Here is a 10,922-nt window from a genome sequence, read left to right on the forward strand (position 1 = left end):
AGAACGGGGCAGTGATGCGGAGAACTCTTCAGCCACGCGGGGCCGCCGTGGTGCTGGCGGCCGTCGGAGCGCTCGCCCTCGCGGGGTGCGGGGGCGGCGGGAGCGGCAGCGGCGCCGACGGCAAGGACCGGAGCGCCTCGCCCACCAAGGGCGGCACCGCCGCGCCCACGGTCCAACTGCCCCGGCTGAACGGCCAGAAGGTCCAGCTGGTGGCCGTCTGGACGGGCCCGGAGCAGGCCGCCTTCACCAAGGTGCTGGACGAGTTCGAGAAGCGCACCGGCGCCGAGGTCTCGTACGTCCCGACCCAGGACGCGATGCTCAACTACATCGGTACGAAGATCGCGGGCGGCGCCCCGCCGGACGTCGCCATGCTCCAGCAGGTCGGCGCGCTCCATCAGGCCGTGGAGCGGAAGTGGGCCAAGCCCGCCGGGCCCGGGGCGAAGGAGCAGCTGGCCAAGAACTACTCCAAGGGCTGGCAGGAGCTGGGCGCGGTCGGCGGGACGCCGTACGGGGTGTACTTCAAGGCCGCCAACAAGTCACTGATCTGGTACAACACGGCGGTGTTCGAGGCCGCCGGGGTCTCCGAGCCCAAGGACTGGAAGGGGTTCCTCGCCGCCGCCGAGACCGTCTCGGCCTCCGGGGTGACCCCGGTGTCGATCGGCGGCGCGGACGGCTGGACCCTCACCGACTGGTTCGAGAACGTCTATCTCTCGCAGGCCGGTACCGAGAAGTACGACCAGCTCGCCCAGCACAAGATCAAGTGGACCGACCCCTCGGTGAAGCAGGCGCTGACCACCCTCGCCGGGTTGTTCGGCAAGCCGGAGCTGATCGCGGGCGGCGCCGACGGGGCGCTCCAGACCGAGTTCCCGGCGTCGGTGACCCAGACCTTCACCGGCGGCGACCGGGCGAAGGCCGCGATGGTCTTCGAGGGCGACTTCGTGGCGATCAACATCGCCCAGACCAAGGCGAGGCTGGGGACGGACGCCAAGGTGTTCCCGTTCCCGGCGGTGGGCGCGAAGGCCCCGGTGGTGACCGGCGGCGATGTGGCGGTGGCGCTCACCGACAAGCCCGCCGCCCAGGCGCTGCTGACCTTCCTCGCCTCCCCGGACGCGGCCCGGATCCGGGCCGCCGAGGGCGGTTTCGTCTCGCCCAACAAGAGCCTGGACCCGGGTGTGTACCCCAATGACGTGCAGCGGGACATCGCCGAGGCGCTGATCGCGGCGGGTGACACCTTCCGCTTCGACATGTCGGACCAGATGCCGCAGTCCTTCGGCGGCACCCCCGGCAAGGGCGAGTGGAAGGCGCTTCAGGACTTCCTGAAGAACCCGAAGGACGTGGCCGGTACGCAGGCGCGGCTGGAGGCCGACGCCGCCAAGGCGTTCAAGGACTGACGCCGTGGCAGCGGAGACGACGGGGGGCGCCGCCGGCGGCGCCCCCCGGGCGGAAGGTTCCAACGGGCCTGCGGGGGCGGCCACTTCCGGCCCCCGCCAGGACACCCCCGGGTCCGGCCGGGTCCCGGCCCCCCGTACCGGCCGGACGCCCGGCTCCGGCCCCGGCCGGACCCGCGAGGCCGTCCCCGGCCGCCGGAGTGTCACCGGGACCCGGCGGGCGGTGGCGGCGGGGTTTCTGCTTCCGGCGCTGGTGCTGCTCGGGGCGCTGGTGGTCTATCCCATCGCGTACTCGGTCTACCGGTCCTTCTTCGACCAGTCCGGTGACTCCTTCGCCGGACTGGACAACTACGTCGAGATCTTCACCGACGACACCATCCTCACCGCCGTCAAGAACAATCTGATCTGGGTGGTGGTGGCGCCCACCGTGGCGACCGCGCTGGGGCTGATCTTCGCGGTGCTCACCGAACGGGTGCGCTGGGGCACGGCGTTCAAGCTGATCGTCTTCATGCCGATGGCGATCTCCATGCTCGCCGCCGGGATCATCTTCCGGCTGGTGTACGAGCAGAATCCGGACCGGGGCGTGGCCAACGCCGTCTGGGTGGGCGTGCACGACACCTTCGCCGAGTCGGCCGGCTACCCCCGGGCGCACCCGCTGCCGGTCCATCCGCTGAAGGCGGCCGGCGGTGGGGCGTACATCACCAAGGAGCCGGTACGGGCCGGGGCGCCCGCCCTGCTGCCGCTGGTCGGGGTGGCGCCCGCCGACCTGCCCGGCGACGCCCGGCCGGCCAAGCGGCCGGAGGCCGGCGGTGACGGGCGGATCACCGGCACCGCGTGGCTGGACTTCACCCGGGGCGGCGGCGGGAAGCCCAATGTCGTCGACCCGCGGGAACGGGGGCTGGAAGGGCTGAAGGTGGAGGCGGTCAAGGACGGCCGGGTGGTCGCCACGGCCACCGCCGGGCCCGACGGCTCCTTCACCCTGCCCGCCTCGGCGGACGGCGCGCTGCTGCGGCTGCCCGAGTCCAACTTCCACGAGCGCTACAACGGCGTCGACTGGCTGGGCCCGTCCCTGGTCACACCGGCGATCATCGGTTCCTATGTCTGGATGTGGGCCGGGTTCGCCATGGTGCTGATCGCCGCCGGGCTGGCCGCGCTGCCGCGCGAACTCCTGGAGGCGGCGCGGGTGGACGGGGCGAGCGAGTGGCAGGTCTTCCGCCGGGTGACGGTGCCGCTGCTGGCGCCGGTGCTGGCGGTGGTGCTGGTCACCCTGATGATCAACGTACTGAAGATCTTCGACCTGGTGTTCATCATCGCGCCCGGCTCGGTCGAGGACGACGCCAATGTGCTCGCCCTCCAGCTCTACCGCTCCTCGTTCGGCACCGATGCCCATCTCGGCGTGGGAAGCGCCATCTCGGTACTCCTTCTGCTGCTGGTGATCCCGGTGATGGTCTTCAACATCCGCCGCATCCGGAAGGAGTCGCGACGATGACGACGACCGCTCCCCCGCCCGCCGCCACCCCCGCCCCGGTCCCGGGGCGGGCCCCCGCCGCCACCGGTCGGCGGCGGTCCCCGGCCGCCCGGCTGGCCGCCCGGGCCGGCGGGGGCGCCGTCCGGGTCTTCCTGGTCCTGGTCGGGCTCTTCTGGCTGATGCCGACGGTCGGGCTGCTGCTCTCCTCGCTGCGCTCGCCCGCCGACATCGCCGCGAGCGGCTGGTGGGAGGTGTTCACCGCCCCGGCCCAGCTGACCACCGAGAACTACGCGAACGTGCTGAGGAACGACACCATCACCGGTTCGCTGCTCTCCACCCTTCTGATCACCGTCCCGGCGACCGTGCTGGTGGTGGTCATCGGCTCGCTGGCCGGATACGCCTTCGCCTGGATGGAGTTCCCCGGCCGGGACTGGTGGTTCCTGGCCGTGGTCGGGCTGCTGGTGGTGCCGGTGCAGGTCGCCCTGGTCCCGGTCTCCAGGCTGTTCGGGGAGATCGGCATCTTCGAGACCACCCTCGGAGTGGTGCTCTTCCACACCGCCTTCGGACTGCCGTTCGCCATCTTCCTGCTGCGCAACTTCTTCGCGGAGATCCCGCGCGAACTGCTGGAGGCGGCGCGGCTCGACGGGGCGGGCGAGATCCGGCTGTTCGTCCGGGTGGTCATGCCGCTGGGCGGACCGGCCATCGCCTCGCTGGGCATCTTCCAGTTCCTCTGGGTGTGGAACGACATGCTGATCGCGCTGATCTTCGCGGACTCCGACGCGCCGCCGATCACGGTGGCGCTCCAGCAGCAGGTCCGGCAGTTCGGCAACAACATCGACGTACTGGCGCCGGGCGCCTTCGTGTCGATGGTGATCCCGCTCGTCGTCTTCTTCGCCTTCCAGCGGCAGTTCGTCTCCGGGGTGATGGCGGGCGCGGTGAAGTAGGCGCGGCAGGTGAGGCGGCGGGCCCGGCCGCCGTCCCGGGGGCGCGCCGGGCGCGGGCCGCCAGGACGGCCCGTCCCCCGGATGCCACGGCCGACGTAACCGGGGGGCCCGGCGGGGAGTTGCCGGGCCATGCCCCGGTTCAGCGTGATCGTCCCCGTCCATGACGTCCAGGCGTATCTGGCCGCCTGCCTGGAGTCGGTGCTCTCCCAGTCCTGTGCCGGTTCCTGCCAGGGCACCGGCTGCGGCGGCCCCGCCTGCGACCTCGAACTGATCGTCGTGGACGACTGCTCCCCGGACGGCAGCGGGGCCGTCATCGACGCGTTCGCCGCCCGGGACCGCCGGGTCGTCGCCCTGCACCTGCCCGAGAACACCGGGCTCGGCCCCGCCCGGAACGCCGGGCTCGCCCACGCCACCGGCGACTACGTCCTCTTCCTGGACGGCGACGACACCCTCGTACCGGGCAGCCTCCAGGCCATCGCGGACCGGCTCAAGGAGACCGGCGACCCGGACGTGCTGGTCCACGACTACGCCCGGGTCTACTGGTCCGGCGAGGCGGTGCGCCACGAGTTCCGGGTCCAGCTGGACGAGGCGGGGCCCGCGCCCTTCACGCTGGCCGACCGGCCGGGGCTGCTCAAGGTGCTGATGGTGGTCTGGAACAAGGCGTACCGGCGGGAGTTCCTGGAGCGCGAGGGATTCGCCTTCCCGCCGGGCTTCTACGAGGACACCCCCTGGACCTATCCGGTGCTGATGGCGGCCGGCTCGATCGCCACCCTGGACCGGGTGTGCGTGCACTACCGGCAGCGCCGTACCGGCTCCATCCTGCGTACCACCAGCGTGCGCCACTTCGAGCTCTTCGAGCAGTACGACCGGGTCTTCGCCTTCATCGACGCGCGCCCGGAGCTGGCCCGCTGGCGGCCGGTGCTGTTCCGGCGGATGGTCGACCACTTCACCTCGGTCTTCTCCGCGCCCGGCCGGCTCCCCCGGGGCACCCGGGCGGCCTTCTTCCGGCGCGCCCGCGCGCACTACCGCCGGTACCGCACGCCCGGCGCCACTCCGAAGGCCACCACCCGGCTGCGGCACGCCCTGGTCCGGCTGGGCAGCCGTCGCGGCTACCGGGCGGTCATGGCGGCGCGCACCGGCGCCCGGCGCGCCCGGGCGGGCGCCGCCCTGATGGCGCGGGCGCTGCGGGGCGCGCTGCTCCAACTGCACTACCGGGTGCAGCTCCGGCTGCCGGTGCGCGCCGACCGGGCGGTGTTCGCCGCCTACTGGGCGCGGGGGTACGCCTGCTCCCCGGCGGCGATCGAGGAGCGGGTGCGGGCGCTGGTCCCGGGTGTCCGCACCGCCTGGATCTGCGCGCCCGGCCACGCCGCCACCGTGCCGCCGGGCACCCGGGTACTGGTGCCGGGCACGGCGGCGTACTGGACCGCGCTGGCCCGCTCCGGGTACCTGGTGAACAACGTCAACTTCGACCGGCGGCTGGTCAAGCGGCGCGGCCAGGTGTTCGTCCAGACCCAGCACGGCACCCCGCTGAAGCACATGGGCCTGGACCTCCAGTACCGGCCGGCGGCGGGCGGCTCGATGGACTTTCCGGCACTGCTCCGCAATATCGACAAGTGGGACTATCTGGTCTCGGCCAACCGGCACTCCTCACTCGTCTGGGAGCGGGTCTACCCGGCGCCCTACCGGATGCTGGAGTACGGCTCCCCCCGCAATGACGTCTTCCAGCGGGCGACCGCCGAGGACGTGGCCCGGCTGCGGGCCGCGCTGGGCATTCCCGAGGGCCATACGGCGATCCTCTACGCCCCCACCCACCGCGACTACGCCCGCCCGCAGCCCGCCCTGCTGGACCCGGAGCGGCTGCTCACCACGCTGGGCCCCGGCTTCGTGCTGCTCGTCCGGCCGCACCCGGTCCTCGGCGCCCCGGCCCCGGTCCCCGCCCCGGCCACGGTCCCGGACCCGGTTCCCGCGGGCCGGCACCCCGGCGGGCTCCCGGACGCCGCCCGGCACCCCCGGCTCATCGACGTCTCCGCCGGGGCGGGCGCTTCCGGCGCGGCCGGCCCGCTCACGGTCGAGGAGCTGTGCCTCGCCTCGGACGCCCTGGTCACCGACTACTCCTCCCTGATGTTCGACTACGCGGGCCTGGACCGGCCGATCGTGCTGCACACCCCGGACTGGGCGGCCTACGCGGCGGCGCGCGGGGTCTACTTCGACGTACGGGAGTGCCCGCCGGGCCCGGTGACGGCCGGCCAGGAGGAGCTGGCCGAGGTCTTCCGCTCCGGCCGCTGGCGCGGTGAGCACCCGGACCGGCTGCGGGCCGCCTTCCGGGCGCGGTTCTGCCCGTACGACGACGGGCACGCGGCCGAGCGGGTGGTGCGCCATGTCTTCCTGGGCGAGGAGGGGCAGCCGCCCGTCGTCCCGGACGCCGGCCGCACCCCCGCCCCGGCCGCCACCCCCGCCCCCCTCTTCCCGGCCCCCCGCTGACCCCGGGCGGCCGGGCCCCGGGCTCCGGACCGGGCCGTACGCTCCGGGCGTGCCCCGGCGCACTCCGGGCGGGACCACCGGCGGGCGCCCGCCCGGTTCACGTCCCCGTCAGAGTCCGGAGCAGCCGGCGGGCCGGGCCCGGGCGGCGGGCCAGGCGGAGGAGCGGGGCGAGCAGCCGGTGCGCGGCGCCCCGGGGGTGCCAGCGGAGCTGGAGCCGGCCGGCGCCCCGGCCCTCGGGCCCGACCGTCACCCGGTGCCGGCCGGCGCCCGCCATCTCGAACGGTGCCAGGTCCAGCGGCGCCAGCAGCGGCCCGGTGTGGACCGGCCCCGCCCCGGCCCCGGGCCCGGGCGGAGGCACCGGGCCCGTTCGGCGTCCGGCGGCCGGGCCCGGGCGGTGGTCGTCCCGGGGGCCCGGCAGCTCCACCACCGGGTGCCGGGCGCCCGGGAAGCCGAGCGTGGGCAGCGCCACCGCCGCCAGGTCCAGCCGGGCGGTGCCCTCGAAGACGCCCCGCCCGGCCGGCTCCAGCCGCAGCGGCACGGTGGTGCGGCGGCCGCCGGGCGCGATGTGCAGCCGGGCCGGGTGCGGGGCGAGGGCCAGCCGCAGCCCGGGGTCCCAGGTCCGTACCGTCAGCTCCACCACCGAACCGGGCCCCCGGGCCACCCGTACCGCCTCGTGCCGGAACCGGGCGGCGCCGAACGGGCAGTGCGGCAGGTCCCATTCGGTCACCTCCAGGTCCCGCCGCCCGGCCGCCGTCGCCGGGAGCGTCCCGCCCCAGTAGACGCGCCCGCGCGTGTCCGTCACCGTCGCGCGCGGGCCCGCCCCGCCGCCGAGGCCCCGCGCCGCGAGCTGGGCCTCGGCGTACCGGCCCTCCCGGAGCAGGCCGATGACGACCCGTTCGTCCCGGCCGAGGCGGCCGAAGGCGAAGTCGGAGAGCCCGTCCAGATAGGGGACCGTCTCGGCGGCGAACTCCGCGACCCAGCCGGTCTCCCGGTACGGCAGATCGCCCGCGTACAGCCGCAGGTCGTGGGCGAGGAACTTGTAGTCCTTCTCCTCCCGCACCTCCTGCGGCACCGCCCGGTCGGCCAGGAACCGGTCGATCATCCGGGCCACCGTCACCCGGTCCCGGACATTGCCGATGAGATGGCGCCGGTTGGAGATGGTGGCCGCGCCCGCCCGGGCGTGCGGGTCGATGTACCAGCGGTAGACCACCTCGGTGACCAGCGTGAACGCCCGGGCCAGGGTGTAGGCCCTGGCGGAGAACAGCTGGTCCTCGTAGTGCAGTCCCTCCGGGAAGCGCAGCCCGTGCCGGTCCAGGAACCCGGTGCGGTACATCTTGTTGGTGGAGAGCGGCTCGAAGAGCAGCCGGGGCTCCGCCGCGAGCCCGTACACCGTGCGCGGCTGTTCGAAGAGATGCCCCATCCAGCGGGAGACCTGCCCGGTGTCGGTACGGACCCGCTCCACCGCGCCCATGGTGAAGTCCACGTCGCTCCCGGCGTGCGCGGCGAGCAGGATCTCCACCGCCCGGGGCGGCAGTTCGTCGTCGCTGTCCAGGAACATCACGAACGGCGTCCGTACGGTGGCCAGCGCGCGGTTGCGGGGAGCGCCGCAGCCCCCGCTGTTCTCGGCCAGCCGCAGCACCCGGACGCGCGGGTCCCGGGCGGCGAGCGCGGCGGCGACGGCGGGGGTGTCGTCGGTGGAGTGGTCGTCGCTGATGACGATCTCGACGGCGGTGTGGGTCCCCCGGCGCACCGAGTTCACCGCCCTCGGCAGCCGTCCCGCGTCATTGTGGACGATCACCACCACGGTCACCTCCGCCCGCCCCGCCCCGAGCGGGACGGACCCGGCCGGGACGGACCCGGCGGGAGCCGCGGCGGGCACCGGGGCGGGGACGGCCGGTGGCCCGGCGGGCCGGGCCGGCACGACCAGCGGCGCCGGCGGCCGGGCGGGCGCACCGACCGGGGCCGGGGCGGGGGCCGGGGCGGGCGCGGCCGGAAGCGCGGGTACAGCCGGAGGCGCGGCCGGCACGGACGCGGCCGGAAGCGCCGGCACAGCCGGGGGCGCGGGCGGGACGGGCACGCCGGCGGGCAGAGCGGCCCGGTGCGCGGCGGGCACGTCCGGAGGCACCGGCCGGCCGGACGCGGCCGGAAGCGCCGGCACGTCCGGGGGCACGGGCACGGCCGGAGCAGCGGGCCCGGCCGGAAGCGCCGGTACGGCCGGAGGCCCGGGCGTGGCCGGGGGCGCGGGCGGCGCCGGAGCGGGGTCCTCGGGGCCGGTCATGGGCGCTGCGCCTCCTCGGGCGTCGGGGCGGGAGTGCGCCGGTGCGGCGGCAGCACGGGCGGCAGGGTCTCCTCGCCCTCGCCCAGGAAGACGCGCCGCACCACCCGCTCGGCGGCGCGCCCGTCGTCGTACTCGCAGAACCGCAGCCGGAAGTCGTGGCGCAGCTTGGCGGCGGCCTCGCCGCACCAGGTGTCGTCGCCCAGCACGGCGGCCAGTTCCTCCTGGTCGCGGGTGACCGGTCCTGGCGGCTCGGCGGTGAGGTCGAAGCAGACCCCGCGCACCCGGGTGTAGGTCTCCCAGTCGTCGGCGTGGATCAGGATCGGGCGGTCCAGGTTGGCGTAGTCGAACATCAGGGACGAGTAGTCGGTGATCAGCGCGTCGGCCGCCAGGCACAGTTCCTCGACCGGCTCCCAGCCGGTGACGTCGAGCACCCGGGGGTGGCGGAACGCGGCCGGACCCGCCTGGCCGCCGGATCCGGTGTATCCGGCCCGCCCGCCGTGGAAGGGGGGCCCGCCGTGTGCGCCCTGCCCGGCGTGGAAGGGGGGCCCGGCGTGGAAGTAGTGCCCCCGGGCCAGCAGCACGGTGTCCTCGCCCAGCCGGTCCGCCAGCCGGGGCAGATCCAGGCGCGGGGTCCAGCCGGCCTCCCAGTCGCGGTGGGTGGGTGCGTAGAGCAGGGCCCGTTGCCCCGGGGCGATGCCCAGCCGGGCGCGGGCGGCGCGGACGTCGGCGGCGGTGGCCCGGTAGTAGACGTCATTGCGCGGATAGCCGTAGTCCAGCGAGCGGTAGCCGGAGGGATAGGCGCGCTGCCAGGTCTCGGTGGAGTGGCGGTTGGCGGAGAGGCTGTAGTCCCAGCGGTCGACCCGCTCCATCAGGGAGGCGAAGTCGAACCCCCGGGCCGCCGCCGGGTGGCCGCTCTGGTCGAGTCCCATCCGCTTCAGCGGGGTGCCGTGGTGGGTCTGGAGGTGGACCGAACCGGGCCGCTTGACCACGCCGTTGGCGAAGTTGACGTTGTTGACCAGGTACGTGGCGCGGCCGAGCACCTCCCAGTAGCGGGCGGTGCCGGGGACGGCGTACTCGGTGCCGGGCGGCAGCAGCTCCACCCGGTCCTCCTCCACGATCCACACCCGGCGGATGTCCGGGGCCAGTTCGGCCAGCTCGGCGGCGATGGCGGCCGGATTGCAGTGGACGCCCCGGTTCCAGTACGCCGAGAAGACCGCCAGGTCCTCGTCGGCCCGCCGCCGCAGCGCCCGGCGGTAGCGGTGCGCGCCGCCCAGCGCGGCCAGCCGCCGGCCCGCCCCGGCGGCGACGGCCAGGGCGGCACGGCGCCGGTCGTTGGCGGCGCGCAGCAGCCGGTAGCCGAGGTAGGCGTCCTGGCCGAGCAGCCCCCGCCGTACGCCCTCCAGGCCGCCCGGGCCCCGGTGTCCCTCGGGCCGGAAGCGGGCGGCCTGGGCGGCGGCCCGGCGGAAGTAGTCGGTGAGCAGCGCGGGCGGCAGCTCGTCCCGCCGGGCCAGGGTCGCCAGATGATCGGTGACCATCCGGTCGTAGAGCCGGGCGCGCGGGGCGGCGGACAGTCCGGCCGCGGCGGCCAGCCGGTGCAGCCGCTCGTACTGGTCGAAGACCGCGAGGTGCCGTTCCGGGCCGGCCGCCCGGCGCTGGGCGGGCCGCTCGGGGCGCCGGACCAGGGCCACCGTGGAGCAGCAGCTGATCGACCGGGCCAGCAGCGGCAGCGCGTACGCGAGGTAGAGCTCGTCCTCGTCGCCGGAGCCCAGCAGTTCCGGGTGCTCGGCCAGCAGCGCGGCGGCCACGATCCGGGTGCCCAGCACCGGCGGCAGCTCCAGCAGATCGGGGCGGCGGGCGACCGTGGTGGCCGTCCCGCCGGGCCGCTCCAGGACCGCCCCGTCCCCGCCGGGCGCGGCCGGCTCGCCCCAGAGGGTCCGCCGGTGGTCGCAGAGCAGCAGGTCCGGCGGCGGTTCCGGGGCGGCGCCCGGGCCGCTCAGCCGGGCGAGCCGGTCGGTCAGCTCCGCCGCGGTCCCGGGCGGCAACCGGTCGGCCGCACGCAGGAATTGCAGGTGGGTGCCGGTGGCCGCCCGCGCCCCGGCGGCCCGCGCCCCGGCCGGACCGGTGCTGGACGGAACAGTGACCAGGGTGACGCGCGGGTCGTTCGGCAGATGGTCGCGGGCGAGCGCCCGGGCGGTGGCGTCGGTGACGGCCACCACGATGTCGAGCCCGGGCTGCCACTGGCCGGTGACGCTGGCGAGGCAGTCGCGCAGCAGGCTCAGCGGGGCGGTGCCGGAGACGACGACGCTGAGGGTGGGCGTGGGGGTGGGGATGCGCATGGGCATGGGGGCGGGGCGGTCCTTGTC

6 protein-coding genes are annotated in these 10,922 nt (G+C 75.4%); 4 read left to right on the forward strand and 2 right to left on the reverse strand.

The window, feature by feature from the left end:
• Window positions 1-14 precede the first annotated feature (14 nt).
• The 4 genes from NX801_RS26740 to NX801_RS26755 all read left to right on the forward strand — a co-directional run bounded on the left by NX801_RS26740 (window position 15) and on the right by NX801_RS26755 (window position 6,281).
• The gene (locus NX801_RS26740; RefSeq protein ID WP_258790505.1) at window positions 15-1,391 is read left to right on the forward strand and encodes an ABC transporter substrate-binding protein; all 1,377 of its coding nucleotides are present in this window, start codon (window positions 15-17) and stop codon (window positions 1,389-1,391) included.
• A gap of 220 nt (window positions 1,392-1,611) precedes the next feature.
• Window positions 1,612-2,877 carry a carbohydrate ABC transporter permease gene (locus tag NX801_RS26745; RefSeq protein ID WP_258790506.1) on the forward strand — a complete coding sequence of 422 codons (1,266 nt, stop codon included), beginning with the start codon at window positions 1,612-1,614 and terminating at the stop codon, window positions 2,875-2,877.
• Window positions 2,874-3,800 carry a carbohydrate ABC transporter permease gene (locus NX801_RS26750; RefSeq protein ID WP_258790507.1) on the forward strand — a complete coding sequence of 309 codons (927 nt, stop codon included), beginning with the start codon at window positions 2,874-2,876 and terminating at the stop codon, window positions 3,798-3,800. The genes NX801_RS26745 and NX801_RS26750 overlap by 4 nt, the downstream gene beginning before the upstream one ends.
• Window positions 3,801-3,929: 129 nt before the next feature.
• Window positions 3,930-6,281: a bifunctional glycosyltransferase/CDP-glycerol:glycerophosphate glycerophosphotransferase gene (locus NX801_RS26755; RefSeq protein ID WP_258790508.1), complete on the forward strand. Its 2,352-nt coding sequence runs from the start codon at window positions 3,930-3,932 to the stop codon at window positions 6,279-6,281.
• Between the two features lie 97 nt (window positions 6,282-6,378).
• On the opposite strand, the gene NX801_RS26760 is transcribed toward NX801_RS26755, so the two are convergent.
• Complete coding sequence (locus NX801_RS26760; RefSeq protein WP_258790509.1) at window positions 6,379-8,082, reverse strand: glycosyltransferase family 2 protein; 1,704 nt, start codon at window positions 8,080-8,082, stop codon at window positions 6,379-6,381.
• A 473-nt stretch (window positions 8,083-8,555) separates the two neighbouring features.
• Window positions 8,556-10,895 (reverse strand): CDP-glycerol glycerophosphotransferase family protein, encoded by a 2,340-nt coding sequence (locus NX801_RS26765; protein WP_428986244.1) that lies wholly within the window; start codon window positions 10,893-10,895, stop codon window positions 8,556-8,558.
• Window positions 10,896-10,922 lie beyond the last annotated feature (27 nt).

Origin of the sequence: Streptomyces pyxinae (assembly GCF_024756275.1) — a bacterium.
In the GTDB taxonomy this organism is placed as follows: domain Bacteria; phylum Actinomycetota; class Actinomycetes; order Streptomycetales; family Streptomycetaceae; genus Streptomyces; species Streptomyces pyxinae.